Raw genomic sequence first — 21,786 nt, forward strand, 5'->3', positions numbered from 1 at the left:
GCCGGTCATCGTGCTCTCGCGAGCAGCCCCCGCCAAGCCTCCGTCGTGATCAGGACACGTCGATCTGATGATGGTTCAAAAGACCGAGCAAAGGCTCCGGTACGTCAGACGGGCAGCTCGAAGATCATGCAGCTGGACGTGGCGTGGGCGATGAGACGCCCGGCCGCGTCGGTGATCCGGGCCTCGGCGAGCGCGGTCCGCCGGCCGCGCTGGAGCACGGTGCCGGCGCAGGTGAGCTTGCCGGACGCGATGGTGGCCGGGCGCAGGAACTTCACGTTGAGATCCATGCTGGTGTAGCCGACCCCGGCCGGGAGGGTGCTGTGCACCGAGCAGGCGGCCGCGGTGTCGAGGAGCGTCGACAGGATCCCGCCGTGCACGCTGCCGAGCGGATTGTAGTGGAACTCCCGCGGCTCCAGCGTGAGGGTCACGGCGCCCTCCTCGACCTGCATGCCCTCGCCGTCGATGAGGTGCATGACCGGCGGCGGCGGGAGCTCGCCGGTGGCCATGGCCCGCAGAATCTCCAGCCCGCTGCGCCGGCCCAGCAGATGCGCGTGCTCCGCGGGGTCGGTCCAGCCGAACGTACGGGTACGGGTGGCATCCTGGGTCTGCGTCATGGATGCAGGCTGGCAGAGGCTTGCTGCGTCTGTCAACGAGACTTAGCCTGGCTCACATGACTGCGCCCTCCCCGCTGGACTGGTCGTTCGACAACTGCACCATCGAGCGGGCGATGGGCGTGCTCGGCGAGAAGTGGACCCTCGTGGTGCTGCGCGAGATCTTCACCGGGGTCCGCCGGTTCGAGGACATGCGCACCCGCACCGGCATCCCCCGCCAGGTGCTCACCAACCGGCTGGCCGGCCTGGTGGAGAACGGGGTGCTCCGGCGCGAGCCCTACCAGGAGCCGGGCGCCCGGGTCCGGCACGAGTACCGGCTCACCCCCAAGGGCTTCGACCTCTACCCGGTGCTGATCGCCCTGGCCGAGTGGGGCAACCGCTACCTGGCCGACCCGGAGGGCCCGCCGATCCGCTACGCCCACCGCGACTGCGGCGCCGACCTGCACCTGGAGGCGCACTGCACAGACGGCCACCACCTCACCGACCACCGCGAGATCCAGCCCCGCCCGGGGCCGGGCGCCCGGTTACGCCCGTGACTCCAGCCAGGCCTCGTGGGCCCGGGTGGCCGAGGCCCACAGGATCGCCCGGTCCTCGGCGGGCAGGGTGATGCCGAACACCTCGTCCAGGGCGCCGAAGTAGTCGTCCTCGGTGGCCAGTGGAGTGTGGACCGGCTCGGCCTCGGTCCGGGTCAGGGTGCGGGCGCGCAGCACGTCGAAGCCGGTGGCGTCACGCCGGCAGACCGCCGGGGTGCGGACGAAACCGGACTCCGGCGAGGTGGACAGCTCCTCGTGCTTCGCCCGGAACTCCGACATCCGGGCCGGTTCCGCGCGGAAGTCCATGCCGAGGAAGCTGCCGCGCGGATCGTGGTCGAACCGCCAGCCGCCCGGCTCGGCCCCGGACGGGCGCAGCGCGTACCGGAACGGGCCGTCCGCGTGCTCGCCCGCGATCAGCGGAAGCGGGCCGTGCAGGCCGTCGCCCATGCCCAGGTCGGCCAGCCAGACGCCGTCCGGGCAGGCGTCCGAGGGCAGGCCGGAGACGGTGAGCACCAGGTGGTTGGCGGACGCCCCGGCTGGCAGCGTCTTATTGCCCTGCACGCCGCCGACATGCCGGGTGACCTGGTAGCCGAGCGCCCGCAGCAGCGCCGAGAACGCCCCGTTGAGGTGGAAGCAGTAGCCGCCGCGACCGGCCACGATCCGGGCCGCCGACTCGGCCGGGCAGACCGTGGTGGGCCGCCCGATGTGGATCTCCAGACACTCGTAGGGCACCCGCTCGGCGTGCGCCCGGTGCAGGGCGTCGAGCGCCGCCACGCCCGGCTCGTGACCGGCCAGCTCGGACAGGCCCAGCCGGGCCAGGTAACCGGGTACGTCGATGCTGTCAGGCATGCCGACACGTTAGCCGCTTACGATCCGCGGGTGACGCTCACCGACACCGCCCGGCGCCGCCCACTCATCACGCTGCTGGTCGTCTGCCAGAGCACGATCGGGCTGATCTTCGGCGGGATCGGGCTGTTCCTGCCGCTGATCCGCACCGACCTGGGCCTGAGCTTCACCGAGGCCGGCACTCTGGCCGCCGCGAGCAACCTCACCTACGCCCTGATGCAGGTGCCGTCCGGATACCTGGCCGACCGGTTCACCCCGCGCCGGCTGTTCCTCATCGGGCTGCTCGGCCTGAACGTCCTGTCGGCCCTGTTCGCGGTGCTCGACACGTACCCCCTGCTGTTGATCGACCAGGCGCTGGCCGGCTTCTTCCGCGCCCTGGTCTTCACCCCCGGCATGCTGCTGATGACCCGGCTGTTCCCGCCGGGCCGGCGGGCCACCGCCATGGGCCTGTACGTGGTCGGCGGCTTCTCCTCGAACGTGCTGCTCAGCGCGGTCGGGCCGCTCGGATGGCGGCTGCTGTTCCTGCTGTTCTCCGGGTTCGGGCTGCTGGCCCTGGCGCTGTACCGGTTCCTGGCCGGGCCGGCGCCGCGGCGGGAGCCCGGTGACCCGGTCCGGTTCGCCGACCTGCCCGGGCTGATCCGGCAGCGGATCATCCAGCTCACCGGGGTCATCCAGTTCACCCGGCTCGCCGTGGCGCAGGGCTTCACGTTCTGGCTGCCCACCTATCTGGTGGTCGACCGCGGGCAGTCGCTGGCCACCGCCGGCCTGGTCGCGGCGCTGGCCTCGGCGATCAGCGCGCCGGTCAACTACCTGGGCGGCTACCTGTCCGACCGGATCAACCGGCCGCTGCTGGTGATCGGCGGTTCGCTGACCGTCCTGACCGCCGGCCTGACGCTGCTCACCTACGTGCCCGGCATGCTCGGGGTGCTCGGCGTGGTGGCGCTGATCTCGATGGCGATCCAGGTCTACTTCGGACCGCTGTTCGCCCTGCCGCTGCAGGTGCTCGGGTCCAGCGGCGCCGGGCTGATCAGCGGTTTCGGCAACTTCTGCGCCAACCTGGGCAGCTTCGCCTTCGTGTACGCGCTGGGCGCCGTCAAGGACGCCACCGGCTCGTTCCGGGCCGGGTTCCTGAGTCTGGCCGCGCTCTGCGTGGTGGCCCTGATCGCGACCCGGCTCACCCGGCCGCTGCTTCGAAGAGCCGGCTAGGCACGGCGGCGGCCAGGGCGGCGTGCCCGCGCGGGTTCAGGTGCAGGTGGTCGCCGGCGTCGAAGACCGGGAGCAGCCGCCAGGGCGCGACCGGATCGCGTACCGCCGCGTCGAAGTCCACCCAGCCGTCGAACAGGCCGGCCCGGATCGCGGCGTTCACCTGCTGGCGGGCGGACTCCCGTACGCCCGCCTTGTCGTCGTAGATGTTGCCGCCGAAAGGCGTGAGCGTGGCGCCGAAGATCCGCAGGCCGCACGCCTGCGCGCGCAGCGCGATCTGCTGGTAGGCGCCGATCAGCCCGGCCACGACGCGGCGTTGCGCCAGCTCGGTGGCGGCCGTCATGCCCAGGTCGTTGACGCCCTCGAAGACGAGCAGCCACCGGGCGCCGCTGACCGTCAGCACGTCGCGGTCCAGCCGGGCCAGGGCGTTCGGGCCGAGGCCGTCGCACAGCACCCGGTTGCCGCGGGCCGCCTGGTTGAGCACCGCGAGGCCGGGGCGGCGCAGCCGGATGAGCAGTTGGTCGGGCCAGCGGTCGTTGCCGTTGAGGGTGGAGCCGCGGCCGTCGCTCAGCGCGTCGCCGAGCACCACCAGCCCGGCCGCGCCGGTCGCGGTGACCTCGACCGCGCTGAGCAGGTACCAGTGGTTGACCGGCACGGCCCCCGGCAGCTCCGGGTCCGCGAGCCGGTCCCCCTCGATCAGCCAGGAGGTGGTACGCGAGCCCGGATGCGAGGTGAGCGCCGACCCGTCCTGCCCGTCCCGCAGGTGGACGGTGACCGTCAGGTTCTGCGCCGCGACGACCGGCAGATCGACCGGGTCGGAGATCATCTGCGCGCCCGGCGGCACGGTCACGCCGTCCCGGCCGCCGAACGTCAGCCGCCGCGAGCTGCCCGGCTGGATGCCCGGCGCCCCGGCCCGGCCGTCCCGCGGCAGAGCCACGGCGGCCGCGGTGATCGGCAGGTCGGTCGTGCCGAACGCGTTGGAGAACCGGACCCGCAGCCGCCGCCCGCCCAGGGACAGGCGCACGGTCTGGCGCAGGGTGGTGTTCACCAGCATGGCGCGGTCGCCGGTGAACGGCTCCGGCGGCAGGTCGTACGGTTCGGTGAGCTGTGGAGCGGCGGTCCAGGTGTGGGTCCAGCGGGGGCGTGGGGGCGGGTGGGGATCGAACAGAAGCAGCGGGGAGGCGGCTCCCAGCAGGGTGCGTCGCCGCAGGGGCACATCCCGAAACGTATAGCCGTGGATCTATACAGTCAATGGGCTCGCGGTGCGTTTGGGAGCGCTCCAAGATAAGCTTCCGCCATGCTGATGGCCCTGCTGCTCGACATCGCGAACATCGTCGGCGGGCTGCTGCTCGCCATTCCCCTGCTCGGCCGCTTCCCGGTCGTCGCCAGGGTCACCGCGCGGATCGCCCCGTGGCGCTGGCTGGTCGGGATCGTCGCCCTGGTCGCGGGCGGCTACTTCCTCATCGTGCACCTGGTCTCCGGGCCGCACCTGTTCCACTTCGAGGTGGTCGGGATCGCGGTCGGCGTCCTGCTGGCCTGGGAGCGCCTGACCGGCCGTAGGCCACTGGTCCCGGCCACCCCCGTGACCACCCCGGCCGCTCCGTCGCCCTCCTCTTCGCCCGAGCCGGCGACGGTCGCGGTCGCTCCGGCCGATCTCGCCGGCCCGGCGCTGCTGGTCGCGGTCTTCGGCATCATCGCGATCATCGTGGGCCTGCAGGGCCTTTTCACCCCCAACTGACCTTTCTTGTACGCGTGACGCCATCCCCGACGGGCAGGCGCACACGGAAGGCACTGCGCGTGCGCCTGCCGAGCTCATAGGCCACGTGGGCGCCCACAGATCCAGGATGGCGTGCACCCACCCCGCCCGGGAGCGGCGCTTGCCGGGCGGGGTGAGCGGCGGCAAGGGCTGGAGTGGGCAGGGGCCGGCCCGCGGGACCACCGAGCTCAGCCCGGCGGGCGCGGCAAAGGCGGGAGTGGGCAGGAAGATCGCGGGGCTGGGCGGGACGGGTCCGATGTGGTTGGGAGCGGCGTCACGCGTACCGGGAACGGGGTTGATCTAAGGGCCGGGCGGCAGCTCCTGCTGGGGTGCCTGCGGGGCCGGGCCACCGATGCCCTGGAGCTCGGGCGGCGGCACGAAGCCGGGCGGCCACGGCTTGCCGAACATCGCCCCGCACAGGGTGACGGTCGCCCAGGGCACCCACGGCCCGCGCAGCATGATCGGGTAGGAGCCCTCGAAGTGCAGGGCCACCGAGTACTGCATCGGGCTCGGCTCGATCATCAGCAGGTGCTCTAGCTCGAAGCTGGACCACTGCTCGATCATCAGCAGCACCCGCCGGTTCGTGATGATCGCCGGGAACCGGCCCCACGGCCGCCACTGCGGGCGGGACGCCTCCTCGGCCTTGCGCCGCTGGTTCGCGTGGTAGGCGGCGCCGGCGGCCATCGCGGCGGCGGTGAACAGCAGGCCACCGGAGGCGAAGGTGCCGCCCGAGTACGAGTAGTCGGCGCCGCAGTAGAGGCTCACGTCCGCGGGCAGCGTGCCGTACTGTTCCTCGCCCGGCCGGCACATGATCGTCGGTTGCACCGGCTGGACCGGCCGGCCCGCGCTCAGGTGCTCGATCATCCCGACCATCGACTTCCAGCCGGCGGCGATCTGCTCCGCCTCCTGCTGCTGAATCTCCCGGAATCCAGGCATTGCATCCCCCTTGCTCGGCCGCCAGCCTGGCAGGTACAGAGTGGCCTGAACAGGGGCAGACCACGTCCGAGTGCCGAAACTGTCCGTTGTGGGTCTTCGGTGTGGACGATGTCCTGAGTGCACATCGCTTGATCGGGTACTGACGGACAGAACATCCGTCGATAGCGTGGGACCGTGTCTGACGAGCGGGAACGGTTCAGGGAGGATCGGCGCGGCGCCGCCGACCGGGAGCGGGCTCTGGCCCGGGGCGCCGACAAACGTGGCGAAGGCCGGCCGGTTCCGGTGCACCGGCCGGGTGAGATCGAGTTCTTTCCGGCGGTCGACCCCGACGAGGCGTGGAACCGGCTGAACCCGGAGGTCCGCGGTGTGCTCGCCCGGCGGGCCGGGCAGCCGCTGGAGCGCTGGGCACGGGTCGACGACGGCCTGGTCACCGCCATGCTGCTGGGTGATCGGGCGCTGGTGAAGGCCACCCCGAACGGGCGTAGCCACGAGTTCACCGAGCTGATCCTCGTGAGCCCGGAGACCGCCCTCCTGAAGGAGATCACCGAGACTTCCGGTGGAAGCAGTCCCGCCAGGACCGGGGTGGAGCGGATGCCCGGCTCCCCCGTGCTGGACCGGATGTCCCAGGAACTGCGGGACTTCCTCGGCCACCTGCCCGAACAGGCGCAACGGCTGATGCAGAAACCGTTCCGGGACGCGGCCGAGCCACCCCGCGGCGAGCGGGAGATCTTCCAGTGGGAGACGGCCACCCAGCGCGACTGGAAGGTGTTCGGCTACCTGCACGACGATCGGTGGGCGACGGTCGTGGCCGGTTCCGGGGTGCTGCGCGGCGAGGCGGCCAGTTGGCGGCTGAACTGCCGCCGGTTCCGGGTCCGGAAGTGACCGGCCGGTTCCGGGATCTGCACGGGCACGACCCCTACCGGGTGCTCGGCGTGGCTCCGACCGCGACCCGGCAGGAGATCAGCCGGGCCCGGCGGGACCGCCAGCGCGAGGCGCACCCGGACGGCGGGGCGGGTGACGGCGACCGGGCCAAGCTGATCAACACGGCGGCGGACATCCTGCTCGACGACACACTGCGGCGGGAGTACGACAACTCGCGTGTCCCGGGGCCGCCGCCGCCCACGTACACGTCGCCGTACCACTACCACGTGCCGCCGCCGTCCGGTGGCGGCACACTCCGGGCCGTGCTGATCACCCTCGCCGTCGTGACCCTCGTATGCTTCGTCGGCTGCCTGCTCGGGCTCATGGGGGCCGGCCGCTGAACTGTCCGGTTGACGCCACTCATCCAACGATGACGGCGAATGAGGGGAGCCTGGGTCGTCATGGACGTACTTGTGGTGGGTGGCGGCATCGCCGGCCTGGCCACGGCCCGGGCGCTGCGCCGCCGGGACGTGCCGGTCACCGTCGCCGAGCGTGGCGACACCGACGCCGGCGGCCTGGCGATCAACCTGCCCGGCAACGCCGTGACCGGTTTCGCCGCCCTCGGCCTCGCCGACGGTCTCCAGAAGCTCGGCCGCACCACGCGCCGCCGGGAGTACCGCTCGGCCCGCGACCGGCTGCTCTTCGCCGTCGACGAGGACGCGTTCTGGGGCCCGGAGGCGCGGCCCCGCTGCGTGCGGCGCTCCGATCTGCTCGCCCTGCTGGCCGACGGCCTGGACGCCACGGTTCGCCGGCCACTCGCGGTGACCGGCGTGCGCCCGTCCGCCGACGGCGCTGAGGTCACCTTCGGTGACGGCACCGTCAAGACGTTCGACTTCGTCGTGGGCGCCGACGGCGTCCACTCGATCGTCCGGGCCACCGCGATCGACGGCCCGGCACCCTCCGCCGGCGAGCCCGGCTCGGCGGGCGGCCGCTCCGGCACACAGTCGGCGCTGCTCAGTGCCGCGAGCTGGCGTTTCATGGCGCCCAACCCGGGTGTCGACTGCTGGACGGTCTGGTCCGGCAAGGGCGGCGCGTTCCTGCTGATCCCGGTCGACGACGACACCGTCTACGGTTACGCATCGGCCACCGGTGGCGGCACGGTGAGCGCGGACGCCGGCTGGCTCCGGAACACGTTCGGTGACTATCCGGCCCCGGTCCGCCGGGTTCTGGACGGGCTGACCGATCTCTACCACTCCCCGGTCGAGGAGGTCCGCACCGGCACGTGGGCCGCCGGCAACTGCGTGCTGGTCGGCGACGCGGCCCACGCCACCGCCCCCGTCTGGGCGCAGGGCGCGGCGCTGGCCGTCGAGGACGGTCTGGTCCTGGCGGACCTGCTCGCCGACGGCGACTGGGACGGCGCGGGCGCCCGCTACGAACAACTGCGCCGGGGCCGGGTCACCCACGTACAGGCCGCCACCGACCGCTTCTCCCGGGCCGCCGCCCTGCCGGTCTGGCTCCGTGACCTGCTGCTCCCCCGGATCGGCCCGCGCACCTACCGCACCACCTACGACCCGCTCCGCCACCCTTTCCCCACCCCTTGAAACCTTTCCGGGTACGGGCTGCAAGGTCCCCAACCGCATCCAGAGGGTCCCGTAGCGCACCGCGATCCCGTGGGTGGTCCCGCCCGCGAGGCGCCGCCGGGCGAAGATCGGTGGTCCGGCCGGCCCCAGCCGGGTGGCCGGGCGGAGCCCCGGCCGGGGCGTCGGTCAGCCGGCCGTGGTGAGGTAACCCGCCGTGAGTGCGGCGACGACCAGCGGCACCGCGATCCGCCACGCCCCGTCCTGGCAGAGCCAGCGCAATCCGGCCGCGATCACCATGAGCACGATGAGGCCGACGGCCGACGCGACGCCGAGGACCGGGACGGCCAGTCCGGCGGCCACACCGATGCTGCCGGCGATGAGCAGGGCGGAGAACTTCCGGTACTCCCCCAGCGAGACTCCGAAGTGGTACGCCGCGGCGAGCTGCTCCTCGCGTGCGGCGGCGAGGCGGGCCAGGCCCTGAACGCCGAAGAAGACGATGACGATGCCGGCGAGCACGGTGTTCACGAGGTCACTCCGAACGGACGGCGACAAACTGCACAGGCACGTGCAGGTTAGGCCGGGCGCCGGACGGGACGCAACGGGTTGTGACGCGGCTCGCGGGCCGGGCCTCAGACGGGGTGGTTGAGCGGCTCGCGGGCCCGGCGGATGGCCTCCTCGGCGGCCGCCGGGGTGAGCCCGGCGGCGACCAGGAGCCCGACCGTGGAGCGAGTGCCGTCGTCGGCCCACAGCCCGTCGTTGACCGCCCGCATCATGGCCAGCGTCATGGCCTGGAGCGCGACGCTGAGCACCGGCAGCGGCAGGTGGGTGGCGAACCGGCCCCGCTCCCGGCCCCGGACCAGCAGCTGATAGCTCTGTTCGGCGATCGGGTGGAGCAGCTCGCGCAGCCCGGCCATGCCGAGGCCGGTCTCGGCCAGGGAGATCAGCAGGCGGTACTGCTCGCCGGCCGCCCACACGGTGAGGGCGAAGTCGGCGAGCGCCACCTCCGGTTCGAGGGCGGCCCGGTCGGTGACCGCGAGCGCGTCCAGCAGGTCGGTCGCGCAGCGGTCGGCGAGCCCGGCCAGCAGGGCGTCCCGGTTGGGGAAGTGGGCGTAGACGGTACGGCGGACCACGCCGGCGGCCTGGGCGAGGTCGTCCATACTGGCCGCGGGCTGGCGGGCGAGCAGTGTCCGGGCCGCCCGCAGGATCCGGTCCCGGTTCTCCTCGGCGTCGCGCCGCCGGCCTCTCTCACTCACTGCCGGACTATCGCACATCGACTCTTGACGTTCCCGCTGTGAGCGCTAACACTCTGGCAACACCCCCGTTACGTTGCTGTCCTCAGCAAGGAGAGACATGCACTCGAGGCTTCTGTTAGCGCCCCTTGCCGGCCTGGCGCTGCTGGCCGGAACCCTGGTCGCCCCCGCGCCCGCGGCCGCCGCCACCGACGGCCTGGTCCTCTGGTACCGGCTGGACGAGTCCACCGGGGCGGTCGCCACCGACTCGTCCGGCAACGGCCGGGACGGCGCCGTGCTCGGCACCCCGTCCTGGTCCGGCGACCAGGGCCTGGGTCTCAACGGCACCGACACCTACATCAAGGCGCCCGACCACCTGCTGCGCGATATGGACTCGATCAGCGTCTCCTTCGACGTCAAGATCGACAGTGCCCAGCCGACGCCCTACTTCCTCTACGGCTTCGGCAACACCGACACCACGACCGGGTACGGCAACGGCTACCTGTTCGCCACCGGCAACTCGTTCCGGAACGCGATCTCGCTGGGCAACTGGTCCGGCGAGCAGAACACCCGGCCCGCGACCGGCTACAACCTGGCCCGTAACGCCTGGAAGACGGTCACCTACACGCAGACCGGCACGACCGGCACGCTCTACGAGGACGGCGTCGCGGTGGCCACCAACACCGCGGTCGGTGTCCTGCCGAGCGCGATCGGCGGCGGTTCGACGACCGCCAACTACTTCGGCCGCTCGGTCTACACCGGCGACCGCTATCTCAAGGGCGGTCTGCGCGACGTGCGGGTCTACGACCGGGCGCTGTCCGCGGCCGAGGTGGAGACCCTGGCCGCGCCGGCCAACACCGAGTCGGTCGCGGCCGACCTGGCCGCTCTGAACCTGGGCGACACCAGCGGGGTCACCGCCGACCTGACCCTGCCGGCGACCGCGCCGAACGGCTCGAGGGTGACCTGGAGCAGCGACGACTCCGGCGTGATCACCGACGGCGGGCGGATCACCCGGCCGGCCGCCGGGGAGCCGGACGCGCACGCCACGCTCACCGCGACGCTGAGCCGGGGCGGCGCCTCGGCCACCAAGACGTTCGAGGTGACGGTCGAGGCCGCGTTCGACGACGCGGCCAACGCGGCTGCCGCGGCCGCGGCTCTCGTCGTGCACGACGTCGACGACGTACGCGGAAACCTCGCCCTCCCCTCGAACGCGACCTGGGCCTCCAGCGACCCGGCGGTCATCTCGGCCACCGGCGAGGTGCACCGCCCCGCCACGGGTTCGGCCGCGAGGACGGTCACGCTGACCGCGACGGTCACCTACGGCACGGCGACGGCGACCCGGGAGTTCACCGCGACCGTTCCGCCGCTGCCGGCCGCGGCGCCGTACGAGGGCTACCTGTTCAGCTACTTCACCGGGGAGGGCTACGCGAACGGGGAGCAGATCTACAACGCGCTGAGCAACGGGAACAACCCGCTGAGCTGGCGCGAGATCAACGCCGGCAACCCGGTGCTGACCTCGACGAAGGGCACCACCGGACTGCGCGACCCGTTCATCATCCGCTCGCCGGAGGGCGACAAGTTCTACCAGATCGCCACCGACCTCAAGATCTACGGCAACGGGGACTGGGACGCCTCGCAGCGCTCCGGCAGTAAGTCGATCATGGTGTGGGAGTCGACCGACCTGGTCAACTGGACCGACCAGCGGCTGGTGAAGGTCTCCCCGGACACGGCCGGCAACACCTGGGCGCCGGAGGCGTTCTACTCGAGGGAGCTCGGGGCGTACGTGGTCTTCTGGGCCTCGAAGCTCTACGCCGAGGACGACCCGAACCACACCGGCAGCACCTACAACCGGATGATGTACGCGACCACCCGCGACTTCCACACGTTCAGCGAGCCGAAGGTGTGGAAGGACCCCGGCTACTCGGTGATCGACTCCACGATCGTCGAGCACGAGGGCGTCTACCACCGGATCACCAAGGACGAGCGGAACAACTCCTCGTCGTCGCCGTGCAGCAAGTTCCTGATCCAGGAGAGGGCAGCCGACCTGCTGGACCTGGAGTGGGACTTCGTGGCCGAGTGCATCGGCTCCGGCGCACTGTCCCGCGGCGAGGGCCCGCTGGTGTTCAAGTCGAACACCGAGGACAGGTGGTACCTGTTCATCGACGAGTACGGCGGCCGCGGCTACGTCCCGTTCTCCACCACCGACCTCGACTCGGGCGTGTGGACGCCGGAGCCCACCTACAGCCTGCCGTCGCGCCCGCGGCACGGCACGGTCCTGCCGGTGACCAGGGCCGAGTACGACCGGATCTCCGCGAAGTACGAGGAGCCGCCCACCCCGGCGATCGGTCTGCGGCTGCGCTACCAGTTCGACGAGACGAGCGGCACGGTCGCCCGGGACACCTCCGGCAACGACTTCAACGGCACCTACGTGCGCACTCCGGCGTGGGGCGCCGGTGTGCAGGACGGCTCGTTCAAGATGGCCGGGGGCGCCAGCTCGCCGTACGTCACCATCCCGAACGGCGTGCTCAAGGGCGCTCAGGCGGCGACCGTCTCGGTGTGGGCCAAGTGGACCGCGTCCACCACGATCAACCAGTGGATCTACGCCCTCGGGCCGGACAGCAACAGGTACCTGTTCACCGGACCGCGCAACGGCGGCAACGTCCTCTACTCCGCGATCACCACGGGGAGCTGGTCGGCGGAGTCGAAGCTGGCGCACAACGCGGCCCTGCCGGGCGGCGCCTGGCAGCACATCGCGGTGACGATCGACGGGGCGAACGCGGCCATGTACCTCAACGGCACGCGCGTCGCCTCCGCGACCGGGGTCACGGTCAAACCCGCTGATCTGTACGACGCGACGAAGGCGTACAGCGGTTATGTCGGGCGGTCGCTCTACGCGGCGGACCCGTACTACGCGGGCGAGGTCGACGACTTCCGGATCTACGACACCGCCCTGTCGCCGTCGGAGATCCTGGAGCTCGCCGGGCGTACCACATCGGTCGGTGATGTTGATCTTGAGGCTTTGAAGGTCGACGCGATCATCGATGACGCGGCGTCGACGGTGACGCTGCCGGTCAAGCCCGGAACCGACGTCACCTCGCTGTCCCCGGCCTTCACCCTCGCGCGGGGAAGCACCGTCACCCCGGCCGGCGCCCGGGACTTCACCTCGCCGGTGACCTACACGGTGACCGCCGCTGACGGGACCTCACGTGCGTGGACGGTCAAGGCGCTGGTCATGAAGTCGCCGGTCATCCCCGGGCTGTACGCCGACCCGAACATCTCGGTCTTCGGCGACACGTTCTGGATCCACGCCACCACCGACGGGTTCGCCGGGTGGTCCGGCACCCAGTTCCACGCGTTCTCCTCGAAGAACCTGGTCGACTGGACCGACCACGGGGTGATCCTGGACCTCGGGCCGGACGTGACCTGGGCCGACAACAGCGCGTGGGCGCCGACGATCGCCCAGCGGGACGGGAAGTACTACCTCTACTTCTCGGGCGGCATGGCCACCGGCAACACGGCCAAGCACCTGGGCGTGGCGGTGGCCGACTCCCCCGCCGGGCCGTTCACCGACGCGCTCGGCAAACCGCTGGTCGCGGCCGGCGCCTACAGCGGGCAGATGATCGACCCGGCGGTGTTCACCGACGACGACGGGAAGTCCTACCTGTACTGGGGCAACGGCAACTCGTACCAGGTGCCGCTGAACGACGACATGGTGTCGTTCGACTCCGCCGCGGTCCGGACCTACCGGCCCACGAACTACAACGAGGGCAGCTTCGTCATCAAGCGGGACGGCGTCTACTACTTCATGTGGTCGGAGAACGACACCCGTAGTGCGGACTACCGGGTGGCGTACGCGACCGGCTCGTCCCCGCTCGGGCCGTGGAGCGACCGGGTCGGCGTGATCCTGTCGAAGGACGCGTCGCTGGGCATCCTCGGGACCGGCCACCACTCGGTGGTCCGCGTCCCCGGCACCGGCGACTGGTACACCGCCTACCACCGGTTCGCGATGCCGGGCGGCGACGGCACGCACCGGGAGACCACGATCGACCGGCTGGAGTTCACCGCGGACGGGGCGATCAAACCGGTCGTGCCGACGCTGACGAGCATCGACCCGGTGACCATCGTGTCGGCCGGGCCGGACGCCGGCGGGGTCGAGGGCAGCGCCGTCACCCTGAGCGGGACGGTCTCCAACGACGCCAACCGGGCGACGTGGACCGCCGACTCCGACGGCTGCGTCTTCGCCGACCCGCACGCGGCGGCGACCACGGTGACCTGCGCCGACGAGGGCGACTACACGGTCACGCTGACCGCCGGCCGTAGCCACGACTCGGCGACGATCACCATCGTCAACGCAGCGCCGGTGGTCACCGTGCCGGGCGGACGTCCCGCCCCGGACGCGCCGGTCGCCGTGAAGACCGAGGTGGTCCGGACCCTCCCGGTCAGCGACCCGGGCAGCGGCGACACCCTCACCTGCACGGCGACGTGGGGCGACGGCAGCATGTCGGAGGGCACGATCGCCGGGGGCGTGTGCACGGTGCGGCACCGGTACACCGCCGCCGGGGTCTACCGGCCGTCGGTCACGGTGCGCGACGACAGCGGCGCCCCGGCCACCGGGGTCCTGCCGTTCGTGACGGTGCACCAGCCGCGCGCCGGGCAGGTGGCCGGCAGCGGCTGGAGCGGGACCACGGACTTCGCGTTCGTGGCCAAGCGCGGTGGCGGGACCGCGTGGATCAGCACCCCCCAGGGGGTCTTCACGTCGTCGAGCCTCACCCCGGCGCTGATCCTCGGCCCGACCGCCACCTTCTTCGGCAGCGGCGCGGGCTTCACGATGCAGGTCACCGTGATCGACGGGAAGAGGGACCGGATCCTGATCCGGATCTGGGACACCCGTACCGGCAAGCTCGTGCACGAGGTGCGGGACGCTCACCTGGACGGCGGCGGCGTCACCGTCTGACGTTTCAGCGGGCCAGGGCCATGCCCTGGCCCGCCCTCGTTGACATTCAGAATCACAAATGTTTACGTAAACATCCCCGTACGCAAGGACTGCGATGAAGATTCGAGCGCTTTTCGCGGCCACGGTTCTGGCCGCCGCACCCCTGGCCGCGCCACCGGCGGCCACCGCCGCCGCGGCCACCACGACGATCACCATCGACCCGAGCTACCGGGGACCCGAGTGGGAGGGCTGGGGCACCAGCCTCGCCTGGCTCGCCCACGCCACCGGCGGCTACCCCGACGAGATCCGCGACCGGCTCGCCGACCTGCTCTACGGCGAGGACGGCCTGAACCTCAACATCGCCCGCTACAACATCGGCGGCGGCAACGCCCCGACCGTACCGTCCTACCTGCGCCCCGGCGGCGACGTGCCGGGCTGGTGGAACGCGCCGGCCACCTACGGGCCCGGCGACAAGGACTGGTGGGACCCGGAGAACCCGGAGCACTGGAACTGGGACGCCGACCCGAACCAGCGCTGGTGGGTGGACCGGATCAAGGACCGGGTCACCTCCTGGGAGACGTTCAGCAACTCGCCGCCCTGGTTCCAGACCGTCAGCGGGTACGTCAGCGGCGGCTTCGACGCGAACACCGACCAGATCCGCGCCGACACGCTCGACGACTTCGCCACCTACCTGGTCCGGGTCACCGAGCACCTGGAGCGGGCGCACGGCATCACGGTCGACACCATCGAGCCGCTCAACGAGCCGAACACGGACTACTGGCGTACCACTCTGGGGTCTGACGGCCAGCCCACCGGCGGGCGCCAGGAGGGCGCGCACGCCGGACCCGCGTCGCAGGCCGCGGTGATCGAGGCGCTGCGGCGCGCCGCGCCGGACCGCGCGATCGCGGCTCCGGACGAGACCAACCCGGGACGGCTCATCACCGACTGGTACGGCCTGACGCCGGCCGCCCGGGACGCCGTCGACCGGATCAACGTGCACACGTACGGGACCGGGCAGCGGACCGCCGTACGGGACATCGCCAAGGCCGAGCGGCGGCCGCTGTGGATGAGCGAGGTCGAGGGCAGCTGGGGCAGGGACTTCACCAGCATGGACTCGGGCCTCGGGATGGCTCAGCGGATCATCGACGACCTGCGGGAGCTGGAGCCGTCGGCGTGGGTGCTGTGGCAGCCGGTCGAGGACGCGAAGAACATGGTGGCCGAGGGGAATCTGCAATGGGGCAGCATTCATATCCCCTTTAATTGCGACATTTCGGATACTCTGGAGACTTGCCCGATAAAGACGAACACCAAGTTCGACACGATCCGGAACTTCACCCACTACATCCGCCCCGGCGACCGGTTCGTCAAGGTCAGCGATACGCGTAGTGTGGCGGCGGTCAATGCCACCGGCGTCACGGTCGTCCACTCGAACCCCGGCACGGCCGAGGAGAACGTAACCCTCGACCTGTCCGGATTTAAGCTGTCAAATCGGTCGACGGTTACTCCGGTCGTGACCAGCGCCGACGGCAAGCTGGTTCGGGGCACGCCGGTGCGGGTGAGCGGCCGCCAGGCCACCCTCACTGTTCCGGCCCAGTCGGTCACCACGTTCCTCGTCGACCGGGTCAGCGCCGCCGACACCGCCCACCTGCGGGCCGACCGCGTCTACCGGTTCGAGGGCGTGGCCGGCAAACGGTCGCTGACCCCGTCCGGTGCCGGGCTCGTCATCCGGACCAACGACGCGGCCGCGGCCGACCAGCTGTGGACGGCGCGCAACGTCGAGGGCGAACGCTACGAGCTGATCAACGCGGGCACCGGGCAACGGCTCGCCGTCCGGGACGGCAAGGCGGTCACCGAAACCGCCGGGACCGTCGACGACGGTGCGCTGTGGACCGTCTCGACCACCGGCGACGGGACGTACACGCTGGTCAACCTGGGTGCACGGCGGCTCCTCGAGGTGAGCGGGGAGGCCACCGCGGACGGGTCGCCGGTCGGCGTCTGGCAGCCCAGCTCCGGAGCCCACCAGCGGTGGACACTCAAGGACGAGACCGTCGGGCGTACCGAAGTCGCTCTGACCCACACCGTGCCCGGCCGTGTGCCGGACCTGCCCGCCACGGTGACCACCGTCCTGCCCAGCGGCGAGAGCCGCGCCCTGCCGGCCACCTGGACCCTGCCCGCCGCCTCGAAATGGCGGAAGCCGGGCACCGTGCTCGTTCACGGCACGGCCGTCGACGCCCTCGGCAAGCCGGTCCCGGCCGTCGCGCACGTCGCGGTCGACGTGTGGACCGGCACCGAACCGGGACGGGCCAAGGCGTACGCCGGCGGCGCCCCGGCCATGCCCGCCACCGTCGTCGCCACCGGACGGCACGGCGGACGGGCCACCCTGCCGGTGACCTGGGAGCCGGGAACCTTCGAGACGACCGGTGTGGTCACGGTGGCCGGCACCGCGACGGTCGTCCCCGGCCAGACCCTGCCGGCGACCGCACGGGTCCAGGTCACCGCGCCGTCCGAGGGCCTGGTCGACGGCCTCACGGTGACCGCCTCCTACACCGAGGGCGGCTACTCGACAGCCGGGCTCACCAACGGGAACACCACCGACAAGGCCTGGTCCAACTGGAAGCCGTCGGGGCGCAACCCGGCCGAGACGCTCACCGTCACCCTTCCGGCCGGGGCGTCGGCCGGGCGCGCGGTGCTGCACCTCTATCGGGACAGCGCCTCCGGCGGCGGCATCGCCACCACGGTCCAGGCCGGCACGCCGTCGGCGTCCGGGGCCTGCGAGGTGACCGGGTCACCCGTCGCGGTCTCCTCGCTCGCCGTCGACATCCCGCTCACCCCCGGCCGCACCGGCCCCTTCTGCCTTCGGCTGACGCCCACGCCCGACGGTTACCTCACCGTCTCCGAGCTTCAGGTGTACGCGAAAGCGCCCGGCCTGGGCACCGAAGCGTCGGTGGCCGCGCTCCTGGTGGACGGAAAACCGGTCCCGAACTTCGACCCGTCGGTGACCTCCTACCGGGTCCCGGTCCGAGACCCGTCCCGCGCATGCGTGACAGCGACCGCCACCGACCCGTACGCGGTCGTCGCCGTCACCCGCTCCGGCCGCACCCACACCGTCACCACCACCAGTGAGGACGGCGCGAACCACACCACCTACCGGGTGGAACCGATCCGCCGCCGCTGACCGTCCCGGCGCCTCATCCCGGCTGTTCCTCGGACAGGCGGGCCAGCAGTTCGCGGGCCTGGGCGGCGGAATCCGGAACGCCGGCCTCCTCGGCGGCGGCGAGGGTGTCGTCCAGGACCCGGCGGGCCGCGTCGGGCTCACCGGCCGCGATGATCATCCGGCCCAGCATCGGCCCGACCCGCGCCATGCCCAACGGCACGCCGAGTCGCCGGAAGCTCAGGAACACGTCGGCCAGCTCGTCGAAGGCGGTCTGCACCTCGTCGAGCATCAGGTGGATGGCAGCCAGGTCCGCCCGGGCCCAGGTGGCCGCCCGCGGATTCCGCACCTTCTGGAAGAGGCGCAGACGCCTCAGCTGCCAGGTCAGGGCTTCGTCGTACTTCTTCTGCACACAGAGGTCGTCGCCGATCTGACCACAGGTCACGGCCTCCGATTCGAAGTCGCCCTGCCGCTCGTAGACCGGTAGTTCCCGCTCCCGGCGGATCTCCAGCGCCTCGTCGATCTCACCGCGCTGCTCCTTGATGTCGGCGATCCGGCCCCAGCAGAGGGCGACGGAACGGGCGCTCCCGAGCCGTTCGTGGACCGGCATCTCGTCCTCGTGGAGGATCCGCAAGGCCTCGTCGTACTCGCCGCGTTCGGCCAGGATGCCGGCGATCTTCCCCCAGCACAGCGCGACCGAACGCACGTCACCGAGTGCCTGGTGGACCGGCAGCACGACGTCCCGGCGGATCCGCAGCACCTCGTCGAGCTCACCGCGATGTTCCAGGACGTCGGCAATCTCGCCCCAGCACAGCGCGACGGAACGGCCGTCACCGAGTCGTTCGTAGATCGGCAGCTCGACCTCACGGCGGATCCGCAGCACCTCGTCGAACTCGTCCTGCCGGTACAGAATGTCGGCGATCTTGCCCCAGCAGACGGCGGTCGAGTAGACGTCACCGAGCCTCTCGTAGACCGGCAGCACGACATCCCGGCGAATGTGCAGGCTCTCCCCGTAGTCACCGCGCATGTACTCGACATCGGCGATCCGGCCCCAGGTCACCGCGACCCCGTGGTCGTCACCCAGGCGCTCGTGGATCGGCATCACGATCTCGTGGCAGATCCGCAGAGCCTCGTCGAACTCACCCCGCAGATACAGGACGTCGGTGATCTTGCTCCAACAGGCCGCCACCGAGCTCAGCTCACCGCTGCGCTCGTGCACCGGCAGGACGATGTCCCGAAGGATCCGCAGAACCTCGTCGAACTCACCACGCCGGTGCAGGATGTCGGAGATCGTCCCCTGACAGACCGCGGCCTCATGCTCGTTGTCCACCGCGACGAACAGCTGATATGCGCGGTTCAGCAACTCGGCCGCCTCATCCAGTTCGCCACGGCCGATCAGGTAGGTGCCGTACTCCGCCAGGACCCGGGCCTGACCCACCAGCATGTCCTCGTCGGCACCGCCGTCGCGTGTCTGCTCGACGGCACGGGTCAGCAGCCGGCCGGCAGCCTCGCCGTCGCCACTGACACGGGCGGCATCAGCGGTGAACCGGAGCAGATTCACCGGCACGGGGTGTCGGTGCCGGTCCAGCAGATCGATCGCGGCCTCCCCGAATTCGAACGCCTCCACGGCCGGCCCGGTGCGGAGCACGTGAATGGCGTTGGCCGCACAGCACCCGGTGACCCGCGGATCGTCCGCTCGAAGTGCGAGCACGGCCAGTTGCAGCTCGAGATCGAGGTGACGCCGGACCGCGCCGTCGGCCCCACCCCAGGCCGTGAACAGCGGCTCGACGACGATCCGGGCCAGCTCGGCGCTCTCGGCGTCGGTGAGTGGGTCGAGTCGGCCGGCGGTCAGCGCGTTGGCGGCGACCGCAACCTTCCGCGGGTCGAAGAGATCCGGTGCCGCGTCCACCAGGCCCAGCCCGAGAAGCCGGGCCGCCGACCCGCCGGAGCGCCGGGCCAGGACCGTCACGGCCGCCTTCGGCACCGGAACCTGAAAGACGGTGAGATCCCGCAGCAGTGCTCGGTGCCGCGGGCCGGCCTGTTCCAGGAGCGCGTCGAGGGCCAGGTTCTCCAGGAAGCCTCGAACCTCCGCCTCCTTCGGCAGCTCGCCCTGGTTCAGGTAGACCTCCATCTCGGCGACCACCGCCTCGGCCCGCGCCAGGTCGACCCCGTCGTTGAGGACCAGGCGTGATCCGATGAGGTCCTGCAACCCGGGATTGCCCCGGCTGACCGCCACCGCCCGCTCGGCGAGCACGGACCGCTCCGCCCACCGCTCCGGGCTGGTCCGCGCCTGCTGCCGGCCGAGCAGCTTGTGCTGGGCGACCGTCGACAGAGGCCGCAGCGACACCGCCTTGAGCCGCTCCTCCAGACCGCCCAGAGCGAACCGGAACCGGCTGGTCAGCAGCAGGCGGCTGTCGGTCCCGGCCGGGTCGAAGGCCCGCAGCACGGCGGCCAGGACCGGCGCCGCCTCTCGATCGACCGTCGGCAGGCCCGATTCGCCGACCTGGAGCAACCGCTCCAGGTCGTCAATGATCAAGAGCAGTGGGCAGCCGTCCCCGGCCTGCGCGCACGGCCCGGCCAACAGGTCGGTGAGCAGCGCCTCCAACGCCTCCGGGCGCTCCGTGGCGAGTTCCCGCCGGGAGGCGACCATCGACCGGGCGGCCGGATCGGTACGGACGGCTTCGGCCACCGCGTCCAGGATCGCGGCCGCCGAATAGTCACCGAAGACGACGGCCGGGACCAGGTCGGGGCGCCGGTCCGCGATCCGGGCCGCCAGGCTGGACTTGCCGAGCCGGCCCTGCCCGTGCAGCAGCACCCCGGCGTGCTGTCCGGACCGCAGGGCCCGCAGCGCCCGTTGCAGCTCCGGGCGACGGCCCACGAACATCTCCGGGGCGGTTACCGGGATGTGCCGTTTCCGGTCCAGGAACACTCTCGTGCCGTGCACCGGAGACACCCGGGAACGCCGTCTCGTACCGGACACCAGACGGCCACCGCCGGACGGCCCCAACCACAGGCGAGCCAGGTGCCAGTCGGGGCGGACCGTGTCGTCGGGCGAGTTCAGCAGGGCGCGGACGGCGTCGCCGACGGCCGGCGCCAAGTCGGTGTGGTCGCTCAGCCGGGCGTACAGGTGCCTCGCGAACAGGGTCGCTGACCGGTCGCCGACCGAACCGTCCCAGCCGAGCACCGCCGGCACGCCCGCGGACACCAGCGCCGTGGCCATCGAGTGGGCGAGCAGCCCGCCCGGACCGCCGACGTGGTCCTCGGAACGGCGGCCGGCGCCACCCGGCAGGTGCCCCGACTCGGTCGCCGCCGTGGCCGTGAGGCACGCCGACACGAACAGCAGCCGCGGCATCCGGCTCAGCGACCCGGCCAGAACCGCGGCGGTGACCGGCAGATCGTCGCCGACCTCGTCCTCCATGAGCAGCACCGGCGCCCCGGCATCGCCCGGATGCCGGTTCGTGCCGTGGCAGGACAGGTGCACCACGGGCAGCCCACCCAGGTCGGCGAGCCGGCGGCCGAGCTGCACCGGGTTGCCGGTGTCCTCGACCACGAGATCGACCCGGGTCTCGTCGATCGCATCGAGGATCGCCGCCTCCTCCGCCTCGAAATCGAGCTCGTCATGGCGTCGCGGCGACGACGCCATGAACGCCAGGCCCAGCCGGAAACCATCCGGCTCCGGCAGGGGGTCCGGCCGCCCGAGCCGCCGCACCACACAGAACCGGGACAACGGGTTCGCGGCGAGGAACCCCTCGACCGGATGCGCCAGCAGCTCGAACGGCGCCCGCAGCACGGCCCACGCCCGCGCCGACGGGCTCCGCGGGCCGCGGACCTCGAAGATCAGCGGTGCCGCCGCCTGGTCCAGCAACGCGATGAGCTGGGCCTCGTCGCCGTCCAGCCAGGACCACAGCTCACGGCCGAGCGTGGTGAAGACATCGTGACCCGAGCCGGCCCGCACCGCCCGCACATATCGCTCGCCGAGATCCGCGAGCAGCACCTCGTCCGCCGTGCCGATCTCGCGGCGCGGCCCGATCCGCGCGCCGGCGGCCAGCACCTCGAAGTGCGTGTCGTCGACCACCAGGCCGGTATCCATGCCCGACCATATCCGCCCACCGCCCGCGAGTGTGCACACCGGACGTGCGCCGAAGCC

General features: G+C 71.8%; 15 protein-coding genes. 8 read left to right on the plus strand and 7 right to left on the minus strand.

Going from position 1 to position 21,786, the window contains the following annotated elements:
* Positions 1-104 precede the first annotated feature (104 nt).
* Positions 105-614, minus strand: a complete 510-nt coding sequence (locus IEZ13_RS27790) for a PaaI family thioesterase (protein WP_183217997.1) — start codon at positions 612-614, stop codon at positions 105-107.
* 56 nt (positions 615-670) lie between these two features.
* On the opposite strand from IEZ13_RS27790, the gene IEZ13_RS27795 reads away from it, so the two are divergent.
* Entirely contained in the window at positions 671-1,147 is a 477-nt protein-coding gene (locus IEZ13_RS27795; RefSeq protein WP_183217995.1) for a winged helix-turn-helix transcriptional regulator, read from the plus strand.
* Here IEZ13_RS27795 and IEZ13_RS27800 read toward each other — a convergent pair.
* Positions 1,136-1,993: an arylamine N-acetyltransferase family protein gene (locus IEZ13_RS27800; RefSeq protein WP_183217993.1), complete on the minus strand. Its 858-nt coding sequence runs from the start codon at positions 1,991-1,993 to the stop codon at positions 1,136-1,138. The two genes, IEZ13_RS27795 and IEZ13_RS27800, sit on opposite strands and share 12 nt — an antisense overlap.
* 30 nt (positions 1,994-2,023) lie before the next feature.
* Between IEZ13_RS27800 and IEZ13_RS27805 the strand changes: the two genes are divergently transcribed.
* The gene (locus tag IEZ13_RS27805; RefSeq protein WP_183217991.1) at positions 2,024-3,196 is read left to right on the plus strand and encodes an MFS transporter; all 1,173 of its coding nucleotides are present in this window, start codon (positions 2,024-2,026) and stop codon (positions 3,194-3,196) included.
* On the opposite strand, the gene IEZ13_RS27810 is transcribed toward IEZ13_RS27805, so the two are convergent.
* A complete protein-coding gene (locus tag IEZ13_RS27810) occupies positions 3,165-4,409 on the minus strand; it encodes an SGNH/GDSL hydrolase family protein (RefSeq protein ID WP_229795095.1) in 1,245 nt (414 codons plus the stop codon). The genes IEZ13_RS27805 and IEZ13_RS27810 overlap by 32 nt on opposite strands.
* An 81-nt stretch (positions 4,410-4,490) precedes the next feature.
* On the opposite strand from IEZ13_RS27810, the gene IEZ13_RS27815 reads away from it, so the two are divergent.
* On the plus strand, positions 4,491-4,931 hold the full coding sequence (locus tag IEZ13_RS27815; protein WP_183217989.1) for a hypothetical protein: 441 nt from the start codon (positions 4,491-4,493) through the stop codon (positions 4,929-4,931).
* Between the two features lie 318 nt (positions 4,932-5,249).
* On the opposite strand, the gene IEZ13_RS27820 is transcribed toward IEZ13_RS27815, so the two are convergent.
* Positions 5,250-5,885 (minus strand): hypothetical protein, encoded by a 636-nt coding sequence (locus IEZ13_RS27820; protein ID WP_183217987.1) that lies wholly within the window; start codon positions 5,883-5,885, stop codon positions 5,250-5,252.
* Between the two features lie 174 nt (positions 5,886-6,059).
* On the opposite strand from IEZ13_RS27820, the gene IEZ13_RS27825 reads away from it, so the two are divergent.
* Genes IEZ13_RS27825 through IEZ13_RS27835 form a run of 3 tightly spaced genes read left to right on the plus strand, consistent with a single transcriptional unit; the run spans position 6,060 to position 8,347 of the window.
* Positions 6,060-6,767: a hypothetical protein gene (locus IEZ13_RS27825; RefSeq protein ID WP_183217985.1), complete on the plus strand. Its 708-nt coding sequence runs from the start codon at positions 6,060-6,062 to the stop codon at positions 6,765-6,767.
* Positions 6,764-7,147: a J domain-containing protein gene (locus tag IEZ13_RS27830; protein ID WP_183217984.1), complete on the plus strand. Its 384-nt coding sequence runs from the start codon at positions 6,764-6,766 to the stop codon at positions 7,145-7,147. The genes IEZ13_RS27825 and IEZ13_RS27830 overlap by 4 nt, the downstream gene beginning before the upstream one ends.
* A 60-nt stretch (positions 7,148-7,207) precedes the next feature.
* A complete protein-coding gene (locus IEZ13_RS27835) occupies positions 7,208-8,347 on the plus strand; it encodes an FAD-dependent oxidoreductase (protein WP_183217982.1) in 1,140 nt (379 codons plus the stop codon).
* Between the two features lie 165 nt (positions 8,348-8,512).
* Here IEZ13_RS27835 and IEZ13_RS27840 read toward each other — a convergent pair whose 3' ends face one another.
* Together IEZ13_RS27840 and IEZ13_RS27845 are read right to left on the minus strand one after the other, a co-directional pair.
* Entirely contained in the window at positions 8,513-8,851 is a 339-nt protein-coding gene (locus tag IEZ13_RS27840; protein ID WP_183217980.1) for a DoxX family protein, read from the minus strand.
* Between the two features lie 104 nt (positions 8,852-8,955).
* Entirely contained in the window at positions 8,956-9,579 is a 624-nt protein-coding gene (locus tag IEZ13_RS27845) for a TetR/AcrR family transcriptional regulator (RefSeq protein WP_229795097.1), read from the minus strand.
* A 97-nt stretch (positions 9,580-9,676) separates the two neighbouring features.
* Here IEZ13_RS27845 and IEZ13_RS27850 point away from each other — a divergent pair, with 97 nt between their 5' ends.
* Together IEZ13_RS27850 and IEZ13_RS27855 are read left to right on the plus strand one after the other, a co-directional pair.
* Entirely contained in the window at positions 9,677-14,509 is a 4,833-nt protein-coding gene (locus IEZ13_RS27850) for a family 43 glycosylhydrolase (RefSeq protein WP_183217976.1), read from the plus strand.
* A gap of 94 nt (positions 14,510-14,603) precedes the next feature.
* Positions 14,604-17,663 (plus strand): RICIN domain-containing protein, encoded by a 3,060-nt coding sequence (locus tag IEZ13_RS27855; protein WP_183217974.1) that lies wholly within the window; start codon positions 14,604-14,606, stop codon positions 17,661-17,663.
* Between the two features lie 13 nt (positions 17,664-17,676).
* Here IEZ13_RS27855 and IEZ13_RS27860 read toward each other — a convergent pair whose 3' ends face one another.
* Entirely contained in the window at positions 17,677-21,729 is a 4,053-nt protein-coding gene (locus tag IEZ13_RS27860) for a CHAT domain-containing protein (RefSeq protein ID WP_183217971.1), read from the minus strand.
* Positions 21,730-21,786 lie beyond the last annotated feature (57 nt).

The sequence above is a fragment of the Actinoplanes campanulatus genome (genome assembly GCF_014647795.1).
GTDB classification, from domain to species: Bacteria; Actinomycetota; Actinomycetes; order Mycobacteriales; family Micromonosporaceae; genus Actinoplanes; species Actinoplanes campanulatus.